This window comes from Pseudomonas sp. BN606, from assembly GCF_029873115.1.
Classification (GTDB): Bacteria; Pseudomonadota; Gammaproteobacteria; order Pseudomonadales; family Pseudomonadaceae; genus Metapseudomonas.
Genome location: NZ_SSOF01000079.1, coordinates 186,933 through 206,893 on the forward strand (window position 1 = coordinate 186,933; position 19,961 = coordinate 206,893).

At 63.5% G+C, this 19,961-nt stretch carries 21 protein-coding genes and 1 pseudogene; 12 read left to right on the top strand and 10 right to left on the bottom strand.

The genetic code is table 11. The features are described from left to right. The first annotated feature begins 35 nt into the window (after positions 1 to 35). Positions 36 to 209, top strand: a complete 174-nt coding sequence (locus E8E75_RS22065; RefSeq protein ID WP_153917707.1) for a hypothetical protein — start codon at positions 36 to 38, stop codon at positions 207 to 209. Here the strand turns inward: E8E75_RS22065 and E8E75_RS22070 are convergent. Next, a complete protein-coding gene (locus E8E75_RS22070) occupies positions 163 to 939 on the bottom strand; it encodes an SDR family oxidoreductase (protein WP_153917705.1) in 777 nt (258 codons plus the stop codon). The two genes, E8E75_RS22065 and E8E75_RS22070, sit on opposite strands and share 47 nt — an antisense overlap. A 132-nt stretch (positions 940 to 1,071) precedes the next feature. Here E8E75_RS22070 and E8E75_RS22075 point away from each other — a divergent pair. Continuing rightward, positions 1,072 to 1,233: pseudogene (locus E8E75_RS22075) on the top strand (MoaF C-terminal domain-containing protein); the annotation flags it as partial. A 316-nt stretch (positions 1,234 to 1,549) separates the two neighbouring features. Here E8E75_RS22075 and E8E75_RS22080 read toward each other — a convergent pair. Continuing rightward, positions 1,550 to 1,921 carry a phage infection protein gene (locus E8E75_RS22080; RefSeq protein WP_280359785.1) on the bottom strand — a complete coding sequence of 124 codons (372 nt, stop codon included), beginning with the start codon at positions 1,919 to 1,921 and terminating at the stop codon, positions 1,550 to 1,552. Positions 1,922 to 2,187: 266 nt separating this feature from the next. Between E8E75_RS22080 and E8E75_RS22085 the strand changes: the two genes are divergently transcribed. Continuing rightward, positions 2,188 to 3,435, top strand: a complete 1,248-nt coding sequence (locus E8E75_RS22085) for an MFS transporter (protein ID WP_120652355.1) — start codon at positions 2,188 to 2,190, stop codon at positions 3,433 to 3,435. A gap of 195 nt (positions 3,436 to 3,630) precedes the next feature. Here the strand turns inward: E8E75_RS22085 and hpaA are convergent, their stop codons facing one another. Beyond that, a complete protein-coding gene (gene hpaA / locus E8E75_RS22090; protein WP_120652357.1) occupies positions 3,631 to 4,548 on the bottom strand; it encodes a 4-hydroxyphenylacetate catabolism regulatory protein HpaA in 918 nt (305 codons plus the stop codon). A 168-nt stretch (positions 4,549 to 4,716) separates the two neighbouring features. Here hpaA and E8E75_RS22095 point away from each other — a divergent pair, with 168 nt between their 5' ends. The 8 genes from E8E75_RS22095 (at position 4,717) to hpaI (ending at position 12,153) form a co-directional block, all read left to right on the top strand. After that, entirely contained in the window at positions 4,717 to 5,376 is a 660-nt protein-coding gene (locus tag E8E75_RS22095) for a fumarylacetoacetate hydrolase family protein (RefSeq protein WP_153917703.1), read from the top strand. Between the two features lie 10 nt (positions 5,377 to 5,386). After that, positions 5,387 to 6,160, top strand: a complete 774-nt coding sequence (locus E8E75_RS22100; protein WP_153917701.1) for a fumarylacetoacetate hydrolase family protein — start codon at positions 5,387 to 5,389, stop codon at positions 6,158 to 6,160. Between the two features lie 5 nt (positions 6,161 to 6,165). Beyond that, the gene (gene hpaE / locus E8E75_RS22105; protein WP_153918000.1) at positions 6,166 to 7,626 is read left to right on the top strand and encodes a 5-carboxymethyl-2-hydroxymuconate semialdehyde dehydrogenase; all 1,461 of its coding nucleotides are present in this window, start codon (positions 6,166 to 6,168) and stop codon (positions 7,624 to 7,626) included. Positions 7,627 to 7,737: 111 nt separating this feature from the next. Then, positions 7,738 to 8,661, top strand: coding sequence for a 3,4-dihydroxyphenylacetate 2,3-dioxygenase (gene hpaD / locus E8E75_RS22110; RefSeq protein ID WP_120652363.1), 924 nt, complete (start codon positions 7,738 to 7,740; stop codon positions 8,659 to 8,661). Between the two features lie 10 nt (positions 8,662 to 8,671). Further along, positions 8,672 to 9,064, top strand: coding sequence for a 5-carboxymethyl-2-hydroxymuconate Delta-isomerase (locus E8E75_RS22115; protein WP_120652364.1), 393 nt, complete (start codon positions 8,672 to 8,674; stop codon positions 9,062 to 9,064). A 50-nt stretch (positions 9,065 to 9,114) separates the two neighbouring features. Then, positions 9,115 to 10,425: an MFS transporter gene (locus E8E75_RS22120; protein WP_153917699.1), complete on the top strand. Its 1,311-nt coding sequence runs from the start codon at positions 9,115 to 9,117 to the stop codon at positions 10,423 to 10,425. An 11-nt stretch (positions 10,426 to 10,436) separates the two neighbouring features. Further along, positions 10,437 to 11,240 (top strand): 2-oxo-hept-4-ene-1,7-dioate hydratase, encoded by an 804-nt coding sequence (gene hpaH / locus E8E75_RS22125; protein ID WP_153917697.1) that lies wholly within the window; start codon positions 10,437 to 10,439, stop codon positions 11,238 to 11,240. A 112-nt stretch (positions 11,241 to 11,352) separates the two neighbouring features. Continuing rightward, the gene (hpaI, locus tag E8E75_RS22130) at positions 11,353 to 12,153 is read left to right on the top strand and encodes a 4-hydroxy-2-oxoheptanedioate aldolase (RefSeq protein WP_120652371.1); all 801 of its coding nucleotides are present in this window, start codon (positions 11,353 to 11,355) and stop codon (positions 12,151 to 12,153) included. 267 nt (positions 12,154 to 12,420) lie between these two features. On the opposite strand, the gene E8E75_RS22135 is transcribed toward hpaI, so the two are convergent. From E8E75_RS22135 to E8E75_RS22155, 5 genes are all read right to left on the bottom strand, one after another. Continuing rightward, complete coding sequence (locus E8E75_RS22135) at positions 12,421 to 13,359, bottom strand: p-hydroxyphenylacetate 3-hydroxylase reductase component (RefSeq protein WP_120652373.1); 939 nt, start codon at positions 13,357 to 13,359, stop codon at positions 12,421 to 12,423. 100 nt (positions 13,360 to 13,459) lie between these two features. After that, complete coding sequence (locus tag E8E75_RS22140; protein WP_153917695.1) at positions 13,460 to 14,629, bottom strand: p-hydroxyphenylacetate 3-hydroxylase oxygenase component; 1,170 nt, start codon at positions 14,627 to 14,629, stop codon at positions 13,460 to 13,462. 233 nt (positions 14,630 to 14,862) lie between these two features. Continuing rightward, positions 14,863 to 15,285, bottom strand: coding sequence for a homoprotocatechuate degradation operon regulator HpaR (gene hpaR, locus E8E75_RS22145; RefSeq protein WP_120652376.1), 423 nt, complete (start codon positions 15,283 to 15,285; stop codon positions 14,863 to 14,865). A gap of 107 nt (positions 15,286 to 15,392) precedes the next feature. Continuing rightward, positions 15,393 to 16,715, bottom strand: coding sequence for an APC family permease (locus E8E75_RS22150; RefSeq protein ID WP_120652378.1), 1,323 nt, complete (start codon positions 16,713 to 16,715; stop codon positions 15,393 to 15,395). 85 nt (positions 16,716 to 16,800) lie between these two features. Beyond that, positions 16,801 to 17,616 (bottom strand): carbon-nitrogen hydrolase family protein, encoded by an 816-nt coding sequence (locus E8E75_RS22155; RefSeq protein ID WP_120652380.1) that lies wholly within the window; start codon positions 17,614 to 17,616, stop codon positions 16,801 to 16,803. Positions 17,617 to 17,750: 134 nt separating this feature from the next. Here E8E75_RS22155 and E8E75_RS22160 point away from each other — a divergent pair, with 134 nt between their 5' ends. Next, complete coding sequence (locus E8E75_RS22160) at positions 17,751 to 18,539, top strand: helix-turn-helix transcriptional regulator (RefSeq protein WP_120652382.1); 789 nt, start codon at positions 17,751 to 17,753, stop codon at positions 18,537 to 18,539. 60 nt (positions 18,540 to 18,599) lie between these two features. Here the strand turns inward: E8E75_RS22160 and E8E75_RS22165 are convergent, their stop codons facing one another. Together E8E75_RS22165 and E8E75_RS22170 are read right to left on the bottom strand one after the other, a co-directional pair. Continuing rightward, positions 18,600 to 18,863: a DUF2790 domain-containing protein gene (locus tag E8E75_RS22165; RefSeq protein WP_120652384.1), complete on the bottom strand. Its 264-nt coding sequence runs from the start codon at positions 18,861 to 18,863 to the stop codon at positions 18,600 to 18,602. Between the two features lie 179 nt (positions 18,864 to 19,042). Next, a complete protein-coding gene (locus E8E75_RS22170) occupies positions 19,043 to 19,954 on the bottom strand; it encodes an HlyD family secretion protein (protein WP_120652386.1) in 912 nt (303 codons plus the stop codon). Positions 19,955 to 19,961: the final 7 nt, after the last annotated feature.

Below are 19,961 nucleotides of genomic sequence, written 5' to 3' on the forward strand. Positions count from 1 at the left end.
GAATTCCGCGCTCCGTCCCCCGTCGGGAGCCAACCATGAGCGACAACTTCGACCAGCAGTGCCTGACGGCTTTCAGCAAGGCCGTCCCGGCCACCTTCCTCGCCTTCTACCGGGTCGACGACCAGTTTCAGGCCCATGATTTCCAGTTGCTTGCGCCAGTCCTCAGACAGAGGAGAAGCAGTTATCCACAAAGAGATGCGCCCCACTGACGAAGGATGCCTCGTCCGATGCCAGGAACAACGCGGCACGGGCCACTTCCTCCGGCTCGCACAAACGCCCCTGCTGCAACGAGATGGCCGCCTCACTGGCGTCCACGCCCATAGCCTGCAACTCCTTCATCTCGCGAACGCCATGAGCCGTGCGGATGAAGCCCGGCGCCACCGCATTGCAGCGGATTCCCCGGTCACGAAACTCCACGGCGATGGCCCTGGCGAACATCTGGCAGGCGCCCTTGGTGGCGTTGTAGACCACTTCGCCAGGCGTCGCGTATTCGGCGGAAATGGACGAGGTGCAGACGATGCTGCCTTTGCCTTTGGCGAGCATCTGCGGCAGCACGGCACGAGTCATCAGGTACATGCTCTTGACGTTGACCGCCATCAGCCAGTCCCACTCATCTTCCTCAACGTCGAGAAACGGCTTCACGATCAGGGTTCCGGCGTGATTGAACAGCACATCCGCGCCACCGAAGGTCGCCTCCGCTTTCGCCACGGCCGCGTTCACCTGGTCGGCCTTCGAAACGTCGGCGCCGATGCCAATCGCCTCACCACCGGCCGCCTTGATCTGCCGGGCCAGGTCCTCGGCGGCATCACCGTTGCGGTCGATGATCACCACCCTGGCACCTTCGGCAGCGAACAGACGACTGGCGGCTTCACCACAGCCACCCGCACCACCGCTGATGACAGCAACCTTGTCGAGCAGCCGGGGTCTTGCTAAGTGCATGGCGTACACCTCGTTTGCATGGGGACGTTCAGACCAGCGTAGTCCAGCCGGCTCCCACATCCGGCTGATACCGAACCGCCCCTATCCCACCCACCATCGACACACCCCAACCCACTGGAAACATGCGATGGAGAAAAGATCGTCCCGACGCTTGGCCTGGTCCTGATCGAACTGGAGAACCATCGCAGCGACGGCAAGATCCTCGGCTACGCCAGCGGCGATTCTGGCCAGCTGTCGCACGTCCCGATCAGTTCCCATTGCAGCGCGCTCAGTCGTACGGAGTACCCGCTGTGAAAGGCCTCGCCGTGCTGATTACCAGCGGCGGCACCGGCCAACAACCTACTGGCGACGGTACATATAGCGAACTACGGACAGGATCGGTTGAGCCTGTTCTGATCATGACGCGGATGAAGCCGCCCTTGTAGGTTGGGCACAGGAACGAAGCCCAACGGTGCGGGGTGGAGCGTTGCTTCGTCGGGCCTCGCCCCGCTCGACCAGCGTATCCCGGACCAACCTACGGGCCGCTGTGCGGCCATGTGCGAATGAATTTGCACCCACAAACAAAAAGCCCGGCATCTGCCGGGCTTTGAGGACTTGCAGCGAATTGCGATCAGCTGATGCGCTGGGCTTGCGGCAGACGGTCGGCGCCACCTTCGGCGACGCGCAGTGCCTTGGAGCGATCGGAGCCGCCTTCAGCTACGCGGAAGCCATGGGTGCGATCCGAGCCACTTTCGGCGATGCGGTTGGCACCGGTACGGTCGGAACCACCTTCGGCGATACGGTTGGCACCAGTGCGATCAGAACCACCTTCGGCCACGCGATCCAGGACCATGAAGCTGCCTTCGACTGCAACCGGATCGATAACCTGGATGTAGGCGCCTTCCTTCGACTCGCCCAACACCGGCTGGAAGTCGGACGGCAAGGCGAAGACGCTGGTGCTCAGGCTGGCGATGAACAGGGCGGCGAAGGCTTGGGTTTTCATGATCGTGGGCTCCTCGATGGGGGCTGGAAACTGAGTACGGAGCCCATATTACGGATGGAGATTCGATTAAAAAGTGATCACTCCCGATAGAGAACATCGACGCCGTTAATGGTCAATTAACCTAATAAATATCAATGACTTATCGATATAGAACAGACCGTTCAAGGTCAGATTCCGCACCTCAGTCGCCACGAGCAGGCCCGGGCAAACCCGGATTAAGTTAACATATTAACCTTTCCCCATCGCCGCTTTCCGCACTTATCCGAATGCCTGATCCTCGCCCCTGGCCCGTCGCCATCCGCGCCCTGCGCCATCGCAACTTCCGCTTGTACTTCGCCGGCCAGGCCATCTCCACCCTGGGTAGCTGGTTGCAGCAGGTCGCGCTGGCCTGGTTGATCTACCGCCTGACCGGTTCGGCCGCGTTGCTGGGCATCACCACCTTTGCGTCTTTACTGCCGCAATTGCTCGTAGGCCCACTGGCCGGCGCCTGGATCGACCGGCATGACAAGCGCCGCCTGTTGATCGGCGTCCAGGGGCTGCTTGGACTCCAGGCCCTCAGCCTCGCGCTGTTGACTGCGACCGGCAGCATCGGCCCCGTACTAATCGTCGCCATGGCCGCGCTGCTGGGGGTGCTCAATGCCTTCGACACACCATTGCGGCAGTCCCTGCTGAGCCAGTTCGTCAGCGGCAAGCAGGATCTGCCGAACGCCCTTGCACTGAACGCGATGCTCTTCAACAGTTCGCGCTTCATTGGCCCGCCGCTGGCCGGACTGTTGCTGGGGTTCACCAGCGAAGCTGCCTGCTTCGCCCTCAACGCCCTCTCCTACATCGGCCTGGCCGTTGGACTCCTGATCATCCGCATGGCGCCGACACCGCGTGCCAGCGGGTCCACTGGAGACGTATTCCGCGAAGGGCTCGCGTATGTTGCCGGACGGCCGACCATTCGCCTGATGATGCTCAGTGTACTGGTGGTCAACCTCACCGCTTCCAGTTATGCAGTGCTGCTGCCGGTGTTCGCCAAGGACATCTTCGCTGGCGACGCGCGCACCCTTGGCTGGCTCTGGGGCGCCGCCGGGCTCGGCTCGTTGCTCGGTACGCTGTTCCTCGCCAATCGTCGCGGCCTTGCGGGGCTGGCAAACACCATCATGGGTTGCGCCATGGCTGGCGGTGCCGGCCTGCTGGCATTCGCCTTCAGCGAACGACTGGTGATCTCGCTGCTGGCCATGGCACTGCTCGGCTTCGCCATCACCAACTGCAACGTCGGCACCAACATCCTCCTGCAGAGCCTTGCCCCGGAGCATCTGCGTGGCCGCGTGGTATCGCTCTATACCTCGACGCGCTTCGGCTTCGACGCCATTGGTGGCCTGCTGGTGGGAGTGTTGGCCGAACATCTTGGCGCCCCCTGGGCCATGGCCAGCGCCGGGGTGCTGCTGCTCGGTTATTGCGCCTGGTTGCTACCGCGCCAGCGTCGGCTGGGCCGGGAGATTGCCGACTCGCCGACGGAGGACCATTGATCCCCATGCTGTCGGATCGATGTGTTGCATAGACTCGCCCAACGCCGACTCAACCTACCGGCCTGCAACGCAGAGATAGGGTCGTAGCTTCATCTAACTACCGGCCGTGTTGAGCAGGGTTTCGCTCGTTGGGTTTCGTGCCTCTACCCAACCTACAGCTCAACCCCAACGCCGTCCTTCCATGTGGCAGATGAATCAACGCCACGCATCTTCCTTGTCGGCGGCGCGGCGCTGGCGGTACTCGCCCGGAGTCATGCCGGCGTTACGGGCGAAGAAGCGGCTGAAGTAAGCCGGGTCCCTGAAGCCCAGCAGGTAGCAGATCTCATTGGCCGAGCTGCCGGTGAACAACAACAGGCGCTTGGCCTCCTGCATCACCCGGTCGTGGATCAGGCGCTTGGACGGCAGGTCAGCGATGCGTCGGCAGATGTCGTTCAGGCGCGCCTCGGTCACACCCATCTGCTCCGCGTACTGCCCAAGGGACCAGTGCTCGCGGTAGTGCGACTCGATCAAACCGTTGAAACGGTGGAACACCTGCAAGTCTTCATGCCGTGCCGGTTGCGCCTTCAGCGAACGGGCCGAAAGGCGCAACAGGCTGATGAAGATCAACCGGGTCAACGCCGACAGGCTGGCCTCGCGCCCCGGCCGGCTGGCGGTGAACTCGCTGCGCAGTTGGTCGAACAGCAGGTCGAGACGCTGCACCTCCTCGCGATACTCCTGCCCCAGTTCCGAAAAGGCTACGCAAACCGGCGCAATCTGCGGGCCATCGGCCAGACCCTGCTCAGCTTCCAGCAGCGGCCATACCAGTTGCTGACGAACCGTGAGTACGTGGCCATCGGCGTCCTGCTCGGTGACGAAGGCATGGGGAATGGTCGGTGGCGTGAGGAAGAACAGCGGCCCTTCCTGGCGGTACTGCTGCTCATCGAGGTAGACCCGCACCGAACCGCTCTTCACGTAATGCACCTGGAAGAAACGGTCGTGGCGGTGCACCGGCATGTTGCGACCGAAGAAGTCCGCCAGCTTGCCCAGGGCTTCGTAGTGCACCTCGGCATCGGCGTAACGCTGGTCGTAGACCTGGCCGATGTTGATGTTGGGAATGGGCTGGCGCTCTGCCATGGCGACCTTTCTCCGCTGCCTTCGCACACCTTCGATGACGAAAGGCGAAGACGCAAGGCTTGACGATCATTAACATGTTAAATATAACGTTAACACATTAACGAAATCCTCGTTACGGGTGGCGCTCCTGTCACGGCCCCACCCGTTTTTTATCCACAGGAGACGACCATGCGCCCCGCACTCGACCACGTCGCCACCGGTACCCTGTTCGGCGTTGCGCTGAATTACCGGGGCCTGCTGGAAAGCCGTCTGGACGAATTCCAGCAGCCGCCCTACCAGAAGCCGCCGGTCAAGCCGGTGCTGTTCATCAAGACCCCGAACACCCGCAATGGCCACGGCCAGCCGGTGGTCTACCCGCAAGGCGTCGAACGCCTGCAACCAGGCCCGGCCCTGGGCGTGGTGATCGGCAAGCGCGCCAGCCGCGTGCGCGCCGAAGACGCCCTGACCCATGTCGCCGGCTATGTGATCGTCAACGAATTCAGCCTGCCAGAAGAGAGCTACTACCGCCCGGCGGTGAAAGCCAAATGCCGCGACGGCTTCTGCCCCTTCGGCCCGGAACTCGTTCCCGCTGCCGATGTGCAGGACCCGCACGCGCTGACCCTGAAGCTGTTCGTCAACGGCGAACTGCGTCAGGAGAACAGCACCGCAAACCTGGTGCGCGGCATCCCGCGACTGATCGAGGAAATCAGCGAGTTCATGACCCTGCACGAGGGCGACGTGCTGATCACCGGCACCCCGGAAGGTCGCGTCGACGTGCATCCCGGTGACCTCGTGGAAGTGGAAATCAGCGGCCTTGGCCGCCTCGCCAACACCGTGGTTGCGGAATAAGGAGCCCGAGATGAAACACGCACGCATCCGTTACCAGGGCGAAGTCCACGCCGTTACCGTGGAAGGCGAAAATGCGATCCGGCTCGCCGATGGCCGTCTGCTTGGTGAAAACCAGGTCGAGTGGCTGCCACCGGCCACCGGCAGCATGTTCGCCCTGGGCCTGAACTATGCCGACCACGCCGCCGAGCTGTCCTTCAAGGCGCCCACCGAACCACTGGCTTTCATCAAGTCGCCGGGCACCTATACCGGCCACAACCAAGTCACCTGGCGCCCGGACAACGTTGCCTACATGCACTACGAGTGCGAACTGGTGGCGGTGATCGGCAAGCCGGCGCGCAATGTGAAGCGCGAGGACGCCCTCGCCTACCTGGCCGGCTACACGGTGTGCAACGACTACGCCATCCGCGACTACCTGGAGAACTACTACCGGCCCAACTTGCGGGTGAAGAACCGCGACGCCACCACTCCGGTCGGCCCGTGGATAGTCGACGCCGCCGACGTGCCCGATCCCTCGAAGCTCAAGCTGCGCACCTGGATCAACGGTGAGCTGAAGCAGGAAGGCACCACCGCGGACATGATCTTCGACATCCCCTACCTGATCGAATACTTCTCCAGCTTCATGACCCTGCAACCGGGCGACATGATCGCCACCGGCACGCCGGAAGGCCTGGCCGACGTGGTGCCTGGCGATGAAGTGGTGGTGGAAGTCGAAGGCGTGGGCCGCCTGGTCAACCGAATCGTCAGCGAAGAGGCCTTCTTCGCCCGCAAGCAACAAGAGGCATGAGCAGCATGATCAAGCACTGGATCAACGGCCAGGAAGTCGAGAGCAAAGAAGTTTTCGTCAACTACAACCCCGCCACCATGGACCCCATTGGCGAAGTCGCCAGCGGCGGTGCCGAGGAAATCGCCGCTGCCGTGGCCGCCGCCAAGGAAGCGTTCCCCAAGTGGGCCAACACCCCTGCGAAAGAGCGCGCGAAGCTGATGCGCAAGCTGGGTGAACTGATCGACCAGAACGTACCGCACCTGGCCGAACTGGAGACCCTGGACACCGGCCTGCCGATTCACCAGACGAAGAACGTGTTGATCCCCCGCGCCTCGCACAACTTCGAGTTCTTCGCCGAGGTCTGCACCCGCATGGACGGCCACAGCTACCCGGTGGACGATCAGATGCTCAACTACACCCTCTACCAGCCGGTAGGCGTGTGCGGCCTGGTCTCCCCGTGGAACGTGCCCTTCATGACCGCCACCTGGAAGACCGCGCCTTGCCTCGCGCTGGGCAACACCGCAGTGCTGAAGATGAGCGAGCTGTCGCCTCTGACTGCCAATGAACTGGGCCGTCTGGCGCTGGAAGCCGGTATCCCGAAAGGCGTGCTGAACGTGGTGCAGGGCTACGGCGCCACCGCTGGTGACGCCCTGGTTCGTCACCCGGACGTGCGCGCGATCTCCTTCACCGGCGGCACCGCCACGGGGCGCAAGATCATGCAGACCGCCGGCCTGAAGAAATACTCCATGGAACTGGGCGGAAAGTCCCCGGTGCTGATCTTCGATGACGCCGACCTCGACCGCGCCCTGGACGCCGCGCTGTTCACCATCTTCTCGTTGAACGGCGAGCGCTGCACCGCGGGCAGCCGGATATTCATCCAGGAGTCCGTCTACGACCAATTCGTCGCCGAGTTCGCCGCCCGAGCCAAACGCCTGATCGTCGGCGACCCGCAGGACCCGAAGACCCAGGTCGGTTCGATGATCACCCAGCAGCACTACGACAAGGTGACCGGCTACATCCGCATCGGCATCGAGGAAGGCGCCACCCTGCTCGCGGGCGGCCTGGAGCGACCGGCCAACCTGCCGGCGCACCTGTCCCGTGGCCAGTTCATCCAGCCCACGGTGTTCGCCGATGTGGATAACCGCATGCGCATCGCCCAGGAAGAAATCTTCGGCCCGGTGGTCTGCCTGATGAAATTCAAGGACGAAGCCGAAGCCCTGCGCCTGGCCAACGACACCGAATATGGCCTGGCCTCGTATATCTGGACCCAGGACATCGGCAAGGCCCATCGCCTGGCCCGTGGCATCGAGGCCGGCATGGTCTTCATCAACAGCCAGAACGTACGCGACCTCCGCCAGCCCTTCGGCGGCGTGAAAGGCTCCGGCACCGGTCGCGAAGGCGGCCAGTACAGCTTCGAGGTCTTCGCCGAGATCAAGAACGTATGCATTTCCATGGGCAGCCACCACATCCCCCGTTGGGGCCTGTGAGATAACTGCTAATCCATGAAGAGGGGAGCACTGCTCCCCTCCCCGTGCCGGTGTGCAACCGACCCGATAACAAGGTTCCCCAAGAGGGGAATGACACGAGGAGTTACCGTCATGGGCAAACTTGCTCTGGCTGCCAAGATCACCCACGTCCCCTCCATGTACCTGTCCGAACTGCCGGGCCCGCGCCAGGGCTTTCGCCAGGCCGCCATCGACGGGCACCTCGAGATCAGCCGCCGCTGCCGCGAGCTGAACGTCGATACCATCGTCGTGTTCGATACCCACTGGCTGGTCAACGCGAACTACCACATCAACTGCGCGCTGAACTTCGAAGGCCTCTACACCAGCAACGAGCTGCCGCACTTCATCGCCAACATGGAGTACGGCTTCCCGGGCAATCCCGAACTGGGCCGCCTGCTGGCCGAGGAGTGCAATCGCTTCGGCGTGGAAACCATGGCCCACGACGCCACTACCCTGGCGCCGGAGTACGGCACCCTGGTGCCCATGCGCTACATGAACACCGACCGCCACTTCAAGGTGGTCTCGGTTTCGGCGCTGTGCACCTCCCACTACCTGAACGACAGCGCCCGTCTCGGCTGGGCCATGCGCAAAGCCGTGGAAGACCATTACGACGGCAACGTCGCCTTCCTCGCCAGCGGTTCGCTGTCCCACCGCTTCGCCCAGAACGGTCAGGCCCCGGACTTTGCCACCAGGGTCTGGAGCCCCTTCCTGGAAAACCTCGACCACCGCGTCGTGCAGATGTGGGAAGGCGGCGAGTGGGAGGATTTCTGCGCCATGCTTCCGGAGTACGCGGTCAAGGGCCACGGCGAAGGCTTCATGCACGACACCGCGATGTTGCTAGGCGCGCTGGGCTGGTCGAAGTACGACGGCAAGGCCGAAGTCGTCACCCCCTACTTCGGCTCCTCCGGCACCGGCCAGATCAACGCGATCTTCCCGGTTACGCCGCAGGACGGCTCCGCCATCCCCGCGGCCCAAGCCTCGAATCCGGCCGGCGTCGCCTCTAACAGCCGTCTCTGAGGGCCCCGCCGTGCCACATTTCATCGCCGAGTACACCCACAACATCGAAACCGAGGCGGACCTGCCGGGCCTCTTCGAGAAGGTCCATGCCTGCCTGGGCGCCTCGGGGGTCTTTCCCCTCGGAGGCATCCGCAGCCGCGCCATACGCCTGGATACCTGGCGCATGGCTGACGGAAAGCACGACTACGCGTTCGTCCACATGACCCTGAAGGTCGGTGCCGGCCGTGACCTGGAGACCCGGCGCAAGGTGGCCGACGAGCTGTTCGAGACGATCACCCGGCACTTCGCCGAGCTCCAGGCGCGTCGTCTGCTGGCCCTCTCCTTCGAGATGACCGAGCTGGATGCCGAGCTCAACTACAAGCTCAACAACGTGCATGCCTTCCTGAAGGGCCAGGGCGGCTGAAGTCGCCCCACCTTCCGCCGCTCTGCCTCATTCACAAAAAGTACAAGACCATGAGCACAGTCAATACTGCTTGTCCTGCCGACGCCGAGAACGCAGCCCGTGATGCGACCCATCGCGCCGTCACCTGGCGGCTGATGCCCCTGCTGCTGGTGTGTTACCTGTTCGCCCACCTTGACCGGATCAACATCGGCTTCGCCAAGATGCAGCTGAGCGCTGACCTGCAGTTCAGCGACACCGTCTACGGCCTCGGCGCCGGCCTGTTCTTCGTCGCCTACGCCCTGTTTGGCGTGCCCAGCAACCTCGCTCTGGAACGGGTCGGCCCGCGTCGCTGGATTGCCATCCTGATGGTGGTCTGGGGCCTGTTGTCCACCGGCATGTTCCTGATCCAGGACGCCACCGGTTTCTACGCGCTGCGTTTCCTTCTTGGCGTGGCCGAGGCCGGTTTCTTCCCCGGCATCCTGGTTTACCTCAACCGCTGGTACCCAGCCCGCCGGCGCGCCCAGGTTACCGCCCTGTTCGCCATCGCCGTGCCAATGGCCGGGGTAATAGGGGGGCCGCTGTCTGGCGCCATACTCGAAGGCTTCCACGACCATCTTGGCCTGCGCGGCTGGCAGTGGATGTTCCTGCTCGAAGGTGCCCCGGTGATCCTCCTTGGCCTGGTTGTGTGGTTCAACCTGCCGGAGCGCTTTGATGCGGTTGCGTGGTTGAGCGAGGAACAGAAGCGCTGCTTGCGGGAGGACATGACGATCGAGGAGCAGCGCAAGCCCATCACCTCCTTCGCTGGCATCTTGCGCGATCGTTGGGTGTGGCTCCTGGTAGCCATCTACTTCGCAGTGATGCTGGCCGTTAATACCCTGGCCTTCTGGATGCCCACCCTGATCCACGGTGCCGGCGTCGCCCGCGACAGCCAGGTTGGCTTGCTCAGCGCCATACCCTATCTGGCGGGTGTTTGCTACATGCTGGCCTGCGGCCGTTCCTCGGACCGCCACCGCGAGCGCCGCTGGCACCTGTGCGTGCCTCTACTGATGTGCGCCGCAGGCATTGCCCTCAGCGGGCTCCTACCTACCAGCACCGTCCCGGTGCTGGCCGGGCTGATTATCGCCGGCATGGGCGCCAGTGCTGCCCTGCCGATGTTCTGGCAGTTGCCGCCGGCCTTTCTCTCCACCCGCACCCAGGCTGCCGGAATCGGCTTGATCAGTTCCTTCGGCAGCATTGCCTCTTTCCTCGCGCCCTACCTGATCGGCTGGACGCGCGACACCACCCAGAGCGCCAGTCTCGCGCTGTTCGTCCTGGCCGTACTTATCGCCTTCGGCGCCGCGCTGGTGCTTCGCACTCCCGCCGATCTCGTCAATCCCCGCTAGAGAGACCCGTCATGCTCGACCCTACTCTGATCCAACAGGCCGCCGCTCGCCTCGACGCCGCCGAGCGCTCCCGCGAGCAGGTGCGTCAGTTCTCCCTCGACTACCCGTCCATCAGCATTGACGACGCCTACGCCATCCAGCGCGCCTGGGTGGCGCAGAAAATCAAGGACGGTCGCAAGCTGGTGGGTCACAAGATTGGCCTCACCTCCCGCGCCATGCAGGTGTCGTCCAACATCACCGAGCCGGATTACGGCGCACTGCTGGACGACATGCTGTTCGAGGAAGGCAGCGACATTCCCTTCGAGCGCTTCATCGTCCCGCGTGTGGAGGTGGAGCTGGCCTTCATCCTCGGAAAGCCCCTGCGTGGCCCGAACTGCACCGTCTTCGACGTGCTGGAGGCCACCGAGTGGGTGATTCCAGCGCTGGAGATTATCGACGCGCGCATCCAGCAGGTGGACCCCGACACCAAGGTCACCCGCAAGGTGTTCGACACCATCTCCGATAACGCCGCCAACGCCGGCGTGGTGATGGGTGGGCGCGCCGTGCGCCCGACCGAGATCGACCTGCGCCGCGTGCCGGCAATCCTCTACCGCAATGGCGTGATCGAGGAATCCGGCGTTTCCGCCGCCGTGCTCAACCACCCGGCCAAGGGCGTGGCCTGGCTGGCCAACAAGCTGGCGCCCTACGACGTCACCCTGGAAGCCGGGCAGATCATCCTCGGCGGCTCCTTCACCCGTCCGGTGGCGGCCAATCCCGGCGACACCTTCCACGTCGACTACGACCAGCTGGGCTCTATCGCCTGCCGTTTCGTCTGACCACCACCCACCGTTGAACCGTAGGAGCGAGCTCTGCTCGCGAAGTGCCCGGGCAAAGAGCATTCGCCAGCAGAGCTGGCTCCTACATTCAATGCCTGCCAAGGAGTCCTCCATGGACCTGCCGATCAATACCTTCAAACAGCGCCTGCAATCCGGCCAGCCGCAGATCGGCCTCTGGCTGGGCCTGGCCGATGCCTACTGCGCGGAACTGGCGGCCAACGCTGGCTTCGACTGGCTGCTGCTGGACGGTGAACACGCCCCCAACGACCTGCGCAGTCTGCTCGCCCAGCTCCAGGCCATTGCGCCCTACCCGTCCCAGCCGATCATCCGTCCGCCCATCGGCGACACGGTGCTGATCAAGCAGCTACTGGACATAGGCGCCCAGACCCTGCTGGTGCCCATGGTGGAATCCGCCGAGCAGGCCGCCGAGCTGGTCCGAGCCATGCGCTACCCGCCGTTTGGCGTTCGGGGCGTGGGCAGCGCCCTGGCCCGAGCCTCCCGCTGGAACAGCATTCCCGGCTATCTGAATCACGCCGACGAGCAGATGTGCCTGCTGGTGCAGATCGAGAACCTCGACGGTCTGGCCAACCTGGATGTCATCGCTGCGGTGGAAGGCGTGGACGGTGTGTTCATTGGCCCGGCCGACCTCTCCGCCGCCATGGGGCATCGCGGTAACCCCGGTCACCCGGAGGTCCAGGCCGCCATCGAGGACGCCATCGTGCGCATCCGCAACGCCGGCAAGGCTGCCGGCATCCTCTCTGCCGACCAGGCCCTGGCGCGCCGCTACATCGAACTGGGCGCCGCCTTCGCCGCTGTTGGCGTGGATACCACGGTGCTGATGCGTGGCCTGCAGAGCCTGGCCGCGACTTTCAAGGGCACTGCGGCGCCGGTGAGCGGAGGCGGCGTGTATTGATTGCCCCGGTCATGACAGAAAGCCGGCTCAAGGAGCCGGCTTTCTTGTGCCTGTTTGTTGGCTCCGATAGGCGTGGAGTGCAGTCCCCATCGTAGGGTGCGCTGTGTGTTCAGCCGGGACACATGGCGCACCCTACGGCACCTGCCTCAACCTGCTGGTTCGCCGACTCGAAAGCCGACGACTGATGACCACGTCATCAGGAGCTGGTTTCACGCGCAAACGAAAATGGCGCCACTTGGGCGCCATTTTCACTGCACGGGTGCTCGATCAACCCAGCGCAATCACCGCCTTGAGCATGGCCTTGAAAGTCGACTGCTGCTCTTCGCTGAACTGCGCGAAGACCTTTTCCTGTTGCTCACGGGCGATACGCCAGAGTTCCTCCGCCTGCTGCACACCGAGCGGTGTCAGGACGTAGCGCTCATCGGAATCGACCACCATCCCCTTGCGTTTGAGAATGGCCACGGCTTCCTCGATCTCGCGCATGGGCATTGCCACTTCACGCTGCAGGTCAGAGAGCCCCATGCCGGCGTCATTCTCCAGCACCATCAGCATCCGCGCCTCGCTGGTGCGCAGGCCGGTGGACAGCTGTTTCGGCTGGTAATCGGCCTGGTAGCCACGTACCGCCTGGGTCATCAGGTAGTAGAGGTTGTGCGCCAGGCGCCCCTGAAAAGCGCTGGAAGCGGGCTGGCCCTCGGACTTTCGAGTCATGCGGGTATGCGGCAGGACCATCGAATAGGCGCCCTGGTGATACAGCAGCGGCGAGCGACCGAAATCATCGAAACGGACCACCTTGCCGATGAGAATCCAGTGGTCGCCGCCTTCCACCCACTGGTGCATCTCGCATTCGAAACGCGCGGCGCAGTCGGGCAGCAGCGGCGCGCCACCAACGCCGGATTCCACCGCCACGCCCTCGAACTTGTCATCACGCGGGCGAGCGAACTGGTTGGACAAGTCGATCTGGTCGGCAGCGAGGATGTTCACCGCGAAATGGCTGGCCCGCTCGAACACGGCCAGGCTGCTGGAGCGCTTGTCGATGCTCCAGAGGATCAGCGGCGGCTCCAGCGACACCGAGTTGAAGCTGTTGGCGGTGACACCCACGCGAGTGCCATCAGGTGCAGTGGCGGTCACCACCGTGACACCGGTGGCGAAGTTGCCCAGGGCGCGACGGAAGGCACGGGAATCGAAGAGAGTTTCTTGAGAGGACATGACGCAACTCCTGGCGGCCGCCTTCCGGGACGGCCGCGCGTGAGTAGAGGATCGAGGCGGCGCGAGGCCGCCCCGCACGCAAGGGGATGGAGAGCCGGGCTCAGACCATGCTGGGGTCTGGCTCCAGCCCCATCAGCTCGCGGCCGAGGATTTGCGCGCAAACATCGTAGTCGGTGTAGGCATGGGCGCCGGTCATGTGGGAGTCGCGGAACAGGCGCTGCATTTCGTTGTTCTCGAACCAACTGGTACCGCCGGCGGCCTCGAACAGACGGTCCACGGCCTGGATGCACATCTTCACCGCGTAGGCCTGGTTGGTGCGCCAGAAGGCCAGGGTCTCACGGCTCGGGTACTGGTGGCGCTCACCGTGTTCGGCGTGCTCCTGCCAGGTCTTTTCCAGGAAGGCGCGGGCGGCGGCGACCTGGTGGGTGGATTCGGCCAGGCGCATCAGCGCCGGCGTGGCGGTTCCCACACTCACGCCGGTATAGGCGCGCACGCGGTTCTTCGTTTTCTCCTTGTAAGCCTCCAGCATGCGCTCGGCGATGCCCAGGCTGATGGCAGCAAAGCCGCTGGCAAAGTACGGACGGTAGGGTGCGTAGAAGATCTTGCTGTCCGGGTACAGGCCGAAGCCGTCGGAACGGCCCTCCATCATGTCCTTGGCCGCCTGGATGCGGTAGTTCGGCACGAAGGCGTCCCTGATGATCAGCGTCTTGGTTCCGCTGCCCTTCATGCCGGCGGCGTACCAGTCGTCGCGGATCTCGTAGTCGCTGCGCGGCAGTACGGCGAAGCAGTAGACCAGTTCGCCTTCGGTGCTCTTGCGGCGGCAGCCGACGATGGCCCACTCGGCATGGTCGCTACCACTGCTCCAGCCCATTTCGCCGCTGAACAGAACCCCGCCCTCGACCTCTTCCACCTTGCCGAATGGTGCGATGGAGCTGCTGGCAGTGGCGTCGGAATCCTCGCCCCAGACTTCCTCCTGCAGGCGTGCGGAGAACATCGCCAACTGATGGCTGTGGGTACACAGCAAACTGAAGGCCCAGGCAGTGCTGGCGCAGGCACCGGCCAGGGCAACCACGCAATCGGCGAACTCCGGCAGGGAGATTTCCATGCCGCCGTACTTCTTCGGTTGCAGCGCGCGGTGCAGGCCAATGCCCTTGAGGATGGCGATGTTCTCGTCCGGGACCTTGCGAAGCTGCTCGGCCCTGGCGGCGTTGGCTGCGATGGCCGGCAGGATCGCCCTGAGGTCATCGAGCAGTGGATTTGGCTTTTTCATGTCGAGGCCCTGCTTATTGTAAGTACTTGGAAAAGGCCAGGCGGATGGCTCATCTCGATGCGTAACGGCACGGGACGCCGGAGCCTGAAACGGGTAACCGAAGTGAATGCAGGGCGATTATGGGACGGGGCGTAGGCCCCAAAAATGGACGTTACGGTCTCTCGATTGCACTTTTCATGGCGCGCCGGGTGCATTGCACACCCGGCATATCCCCTAGGATGCCGTTGGTGCGATCAGGGCTTGATCTGCTTCAACTCGTTGAGCAATTCGAAGAGCTGCTTGAGCTTCGCCTCGCCGAACTGATCCTGGATCTTCTGGTAATTGGCTTCCATCCCCGAGCTCATGGAGACAAAGCACTGCTGGCCCTTTTCGGTGAGGTTCACCAACACACGGCGCTGGTCTTGCGGGGCCTTGCGGCGCACCACCATGCCATCACGCTCCAGACGCGCCAGCACGCCGGTCATGCTCGGCTTGAGGATGCAGGCAAGGTCGGCAAGCTGGTAACTCTCCAGTTCACCGTGCTGGCGCAGCAGGCGGATCACCCGCCATTGCTGTTCGGTCAGGTCGTGCTGGTTGAGCAGGGGACGGAAGAAACTCATGGTCGCTTCGCGCGCCTGCAACAGGGTGAGGGTCAGGGAGGGGCGGGTTTCGGGCATGGCGGCTGTGGTCCGGGAAGTATCGTGAATATTTTAACGAAAATATCCCCGGCACTGCAGCCCGGCAAGTGGAGCGGGCGGACGTCCGACGTCCGCCCGTTGACGCATCAGGCCTCTTCAAAGCTCAGTTCAGGTGGTTGGCGTCGGAAGCCACCGGTCAACCAGCCGAGGTAGATCACCCCCAGCGCCAGCCAGGAGAGGCCGAGGATGATTGCCAGGTGGTCCAGGCTGACCATCAGCCAGAGGGTCGCCACCATACCTGTCAGCGGGAACAGCAGGAACTGCACCAGCTCGCGCGGGCCGCGGCGATCACCGTTGAGCCAGTAGTGGAATATCACCGATAGGTTCACCAGGGTGAATGCCAGGAAGGCGCCGAAGTTGATGAAGGACGTGGACGTGGTCACGTCCATCTGCAGCGCCAGCAGGGCTACCACGCCACACAGCACGATGCTCCCAACCGGCGTGCCGAAGCGCTCGCTCAGGCGACCGAACAGGGATGGCGGCAGCACGCCGTCGCGCCCCATGGCGAACAGCAGGCGCGAGGCGCTGGCCTGGGCCGACAGGCCCGAGGTGAACTGCCCGACGATCAGGCCAATGAGGAAGATCGAGACGAACACATCGCCGCCGATGTTGCGGGCAATTTCGTAGGCCGCCGAATCGGCGCTCTGGAACTCGGTCGACGGGTGCGCCAGCTGCACGAAGTACGAGGTGGTGATAAAGATCAGCCCGCCGATCAGGGTAATCAGCAGGATTGCCTTGGGGATGGTGCGACGCGGGTCACGGGTTTCCTCGGTCAGGGTGCTCACGGCATCGAAGCCGAGGAAGGAATAGCAGGCGATGGCCGCGCCGCTCATGATCAGCGGCAGCTGCATCCCCTCCTTGATGAAGGGGGCCAGCGACCACAGCGGCTTGCTCGCATCACCCAGCACGTAGTGCACGCAGAGCGCGACGAAGGCGACCAATACCAGGAACTGCACCAGCATCAGTGCGCCGTTGACGTTCTTCGCCAGGCGCAATCCCACCACATTGATCGCAGTGGTCACCCCGATGAACGCCAGCACCCAGACGGGCTGGGGCACATTGGGAAACGCCGAGTGCAGGTACGCCGCACCGATCAACCAGATGGCCATCGGCAAGAAGAGGTAATCCAGCAATACCGCCCAGCCGGCAAGGAACCCCAGTTTGGGGTTGATGGCCTTGCGGACATAACTGTAGGCCGAGCCGGCCACCGGGAAGGCAGCGGCCATCCGGGCATAGCTGAACGCAGTGAAGAGCATGGCCACGGAAGCCGCCACGTAGGCGGCCGGGACCACACCGCCAGTGGTGTCGGCGAGGATGCCGAAGGTGCCAAGAACGATGATCGGGGTCATGTAGGCGATGCCGAAAAGCACCACCGACCCCAGCGACAAGGTGCGCTGAAGATGAGCCATTACCGCTACTCCGAATTGTTGGTTGTTGTGACAGAGCCGAAGTCGGCGTGAAGCGGCCGCCCTGCGGATGGGGCGGCCAAAGGGGTCAGGAAATCAGCAGCTCGCGACGACCGTCTGCGTGGTCGATACGCTCGCCCGGCAGCACGAACCGGCGCTCGTCCAGATAGCGATAGTCGCGGCGCGCAGATTCGAGTCGGGTCATGTCCAGTTCTACGATCTGCCGGCACTCCTCCCGCCCGGCCTCGCAGAGCAGTTGGCCGAAGGGGTCGACCACCGCGCTGCCACCCGCGAACACCAGGCTGCCATCACCCTCGCCCACGCGGTTCACCATCACGGCGTATGCCTGGTTCTCCATGGCACGGGCCATGATCGCGGTACGGTGGGTGGGGCCATAGGGGTCCATGTTGCCATTGGTCACCAGGATCAGCTCTGCACCCAATTGGCCAAGGGCGCGGGCGCTCTCCGGAAACTCGATGTCGAAACAGATCAGGATGCCGACGCGAATGCCTTTCCACAGCGCGGTGGCGTAACGGTCCCCGGGCGTGAAGATGCCGCGATCCGATGCCCACAAGTGAGTCTTGCGATAGCGCAGGGCGATGCCGTCCGGTGTGATCAGCAGCGTGGTGTTGTAGAAGGTTCCGGCATCGTTCTCCGCCACTCCGACGACCACCGCCACATTGCGCTCACGCGCAGCGCGCTGGACGGCCTGCACGCTGGGGCCATCCAGCGGCTCGGCAACGGCGGCGACGTTGGCTTCGGTGGGGAAACCCATCAATTGGGTTTCCGGAAAAACCACCAGGTCCGTACCCGGAGCACAGGCGGAGATGGCCTGGAGGGTACGTTCGAGGTTGTAGGCAGTGTCGCCGTCACGGCCGGCGAGTTGGACGAGTTCGACCTTCATGGGTGCTCCTGGTTCTTGTCAGCGGGCGAGCAGACGTCAGAATGCTCTGCACCCGCCCTGGCATGTCCGGAGTATGGAACGCGACAGGGCCTGGAGTAATTACGCGGGTGTGGTAACCCATCGGGGGTAGAAACATGAGTCTTACCTTGCAGGACATCGCCTGGCACCAGTCCGTCGGGCGGTTGATCGAACAGCTCGATCGCCCAGGCTTCTGGATCGCCCTGGTTCGCCAGCTGGAGCAGTACGTGCCTTTCGATAGCTGGGTCGCCCTGCTCTTCAGTCATGGACGCCCCCAGGTGCTCGCCGAATGTCCGGGCGCGGATGGCGGACCTGACCCGCTGTTCCAGGATTACCTGCGCGGCCTTTACCTGCTGGACCCCTTCTACATCGCCAGCCGCGAGCACAACACCGGCGGCCTGTTCCGTCTCGCTGACGTGGCGCCGGAATGCTTCGAGCAGACCGATTACTACCAGCGCTACTTCCGGCTCAACGTCGTAGCCGACGAGGTGCAGCTGAACGTGCCGCTCGATGGCGGGCGGACGCTATGCCTTTCGTTGGGCTCGCGGCAGCGCTTCAGCCCGGAGCAAATCGCCTTGCTCGGCCTGATCCAGCCCTGGGTTGCCGGTCTGATGCGCCAGCGCCTGGCTTTCGAGCAAGAGCTGATGGCCAACCCGCCTCCACCCGCCCCAGCTTGGCAGGAACAGCTGGAAGCCGCCGGCCAGAAGGTAGAAAGCGCCCTGACCGCCCGCGAACTGGAGGTCGGCCGCCTGATGCTGAGCGGCTGTTCGAGCAAGGAGATCGCACGCAAGCTGGATATCTCCGCCGAGACGGTGAAGGTCCACCGCAAGCACATCTACAGCAAGCTGGGGATCAAGTCTCAGTCAGAGCTGTTTCGCCTGTTCCTGAAGGCGCAGGAGGGGTAAGCGGGCTCGGTATTCTGCTTGCAGAGTGATAATTCGGTTTGATGAATGACATCCTGCCAATCAACCGTTACTGCAACCCTGGCCAAAAACCACATATTCCAGGCGATGAACTTTGCCCTGATGATCTTCGTAGGTCATATAGGCCGGAACCACGCCGCAGACATCGGAAATTTCACTTCGAGAAAGAACTTTGGCGATATCAAGTTCCATCCCGTAGTGATACTGCTCGATCACGGGTTCCCCGGCGACAGTGGATTCTGCCGGCTCTTCAGCCAAGGCGAAGGCAGACATGCCGGCAAGAACCAGCAAGGCAAGAGCTTTCATTGGATTGTTTCCCGAGTGCTTGGAGTTTGGAACTTCGGCCAGCTCTCCACGAACTGGCCGAAGGTACAGCGCAACACCTTTCGGTGATGTTTACGGCAGCAAGTGCCTCATCGTGGGAGGCGGGATAATTTTAATATTCGGGAAACTTCACAAACAGCGCCGGATACAACAAGGACTGTTTACTGTGCGAACAGCAATCCATCGAGCCAGCCGGTAGTTTCCGGCCTGGCGCCCTTCTCCCCTATCACCACGGTGCAGGTCATGCCGGCAGCCAGCAGCACGCCTTCGGGAACCTCGTCCAGGTGGATGCGCACCGGCACCCGCTGGGCCAGTCGCACCCAGTTGAACGTCGGGTTCACGTCGGCGATCAGCTCGCGGCTTTCCGGGTTATCGCGGTCGTAGATGCCACGGGCGATGCTGTCCACTCGCCCGGTGAGGCGCTCGCCGCTCATCAGCCTGAGTTCGGCAAGATCCCCTACCTTGATGCGTGGCAGGCGGGTCTCTTCGAAGTAGCCGTTGACGTAGTAGGACTGCTCGTCCACCAGGGCCATGCTGGCTTCGCCGCGCTCGGCGAAGTCGCCCTTGTAGACGTTGAGGTTGGTGATATGCCCAGCCACCGGCGCCCGGACTTCGGTTCGCGCCAGGTTGAGCTTGGCGGCATCCAGGGCGGAGACAGCCTCCTGGTATTCAGCCAGGGCGGCGGCGGCCAGGTGGCCGGCGTCTTCGCGGCTCTCGCGGGATACCACCAGGTCGTCCATCTCGGCGCGGCGGTCGGCATTGACCTTGCGCATGGCGAGCGCCGCCTTGCGGGCCGCCACCAGGGCTTCGGCCTGCTCCACTACTACTGCGTAGTGGGACGGGTCGATGCGCAACAGCAGGTCACCGGCCTCTACCTGCTGGTTGTCGCGTACCGGCACGTCCACCACTAGGCCGGCCACGTCCGGGGCGATGTTGATCACATCGGCGCGCACGCGACCGTCGCGGGTCCAGGGCGAGTCCATGTAGTGCTGCCAGAGGGTGCGCACCAGCACGACCGCCAGCGCGAGGATGAGCAGGGTCGCGCCGACACTGATGATTCGTTTCAGGGACATGGAAGCC

Bases quoted from the DNA above. Each gene is read 5' to 3' on its own strand.
- E8E75_RS22065 (WP_153917707.1), top strand. From the start codon at position 36: ATGAGCGACAACTTCGACCAGCAGTGCCTGACGGCTTTCAGCAAGGCC.
- E8E75_RS22070 (WP_153917705.1), bottom strand. From the start codon at position 939: ATGCACTTAGCAAGACCCCGGCTGCTCGACAAGGTTGCTGTCATCAGC.
- E8E75_RS22080 (WP_280359785.1), bottom strand. From the start codon at position 1,921: ATGAAAACCCAAGCCTTCGCCGCCCTGTTCATCGCCAGCCTGAGCACC.
- E8E75_RS22085 (WP_120652355.1), top strand. From the start codon at position 2,188: ATGCCTGATCCTCGCCCCTGGCCCGTCGCCATCCGCGCCCTGCGCCAT.
- hpaA (WP_120652357.1), bottom strand. From the start codon at position 4,548: ATGGCAGAGCGCCAGCCCATTCCCAACATCAACATCGGCCAGGTCTAC.
- E8E75_RS22095 (WP_153917703.1), top strand. From the start codon at position 4,717: ATGCGCCCCGCACTCGACCACGTCGCCACCGGTACCCTGTTCGGCGTT.
- E8E75_RS22100 (WP_153917701.1), top strand. From the start codon at position 5,387: ATGAAACACGCACGCATCCGTTACCAGGGCGAAGTCCACGCCGTTACC.
- hpaE (WP_153918000.1), top strand. From the start codon at position 6,166: ATGATCAAGCACTGGATCAACGGCCAGGAAGTCGAGAGCAAAGAAGTT.
- hpaD (WP_120652363.1), top strand. From the start codon at position 7,738: ATGGGCAAACTTGCTCTGGCTGCCAAGATCACCCACGTCCCCTCCATG.
- E8E75_RS22120 (WP_153917699.1), top strand. From the start codon at position 9,115: ATGAGCACAGTCAATACTGCTTGTCCTGCCGACGCCGAGAACGCAGCC.
- hpaH (WP_153917697.1), top strand. From the start codon at position 10,437: ATGCTCGACCCTACTCTGATCCAACAGGCCGCCGCTCGCCTCGACGCC.
- hpaI (WP_120652371.1), top strand. From the start codon at position 11,353: ATGGACCTGCCGATCAATACCTTCAAACAGCGCCTGCAATCCGGCCAG.
- E8E75_RS22135 (WP_120652373.1), bottom strand. From the start codon at position 13,359: ATGTCCTCTCAAGAAACTCTCTTCGATTCCCGTGCCTTCCGTCGCGCC.
- E8E75_RS22140 (WP_153917695.1), bottom strand. From the start codon at position 14,629: ATGAAAAAGCCAAATCCACTGCTCGATGACCTCAGGGCGATCCTGCCG.
- hpaR (WP_120652376.1), bottom strand. From the start codon at position 15,285: ATGCCCGAAACCCGCCCCTCCCTGACCCTCACCCTGTTGCAGGCGCGC.
- E8E75_RS22150 (WP_120652378.1), bottom strand. From the start codon at position 16,715: ATGGCTCATCTTCAGCGCACCTTGTCGCTGGGGTCGGTGGTGCTTTTC.
- E8E75_RS22155 (WP_120652380.1), bottom strand. From the start codon at position 17,616: ATGAAGGTCGAACTCGTCCAACTCGCCGGCCGTGACGGCGACACTGCC.
- E8E75_RS22160 (WP_120652382.1), top strand. From the start codon at position 17,751: ATGAGTCTTACCTTGCAGGACATCGCCTGGCACCAGTCCGTCGGGCGG.
- E8E75_RS22165 (WP_120652384.1), bottom strand. From the start codon at position 18,863: ATGAAAGCTCTTGCCTTGCTGGTTCTTGCCGGCATGTCTGCCTTCGCC.
- E8E75_RS22170 (WP_120652386.1), bottom strand. From the start codon at position 19,954: ATGTCCCTGAAACGAATCATCAGTGTCGGCGCGACCCTGCTCATCCTC.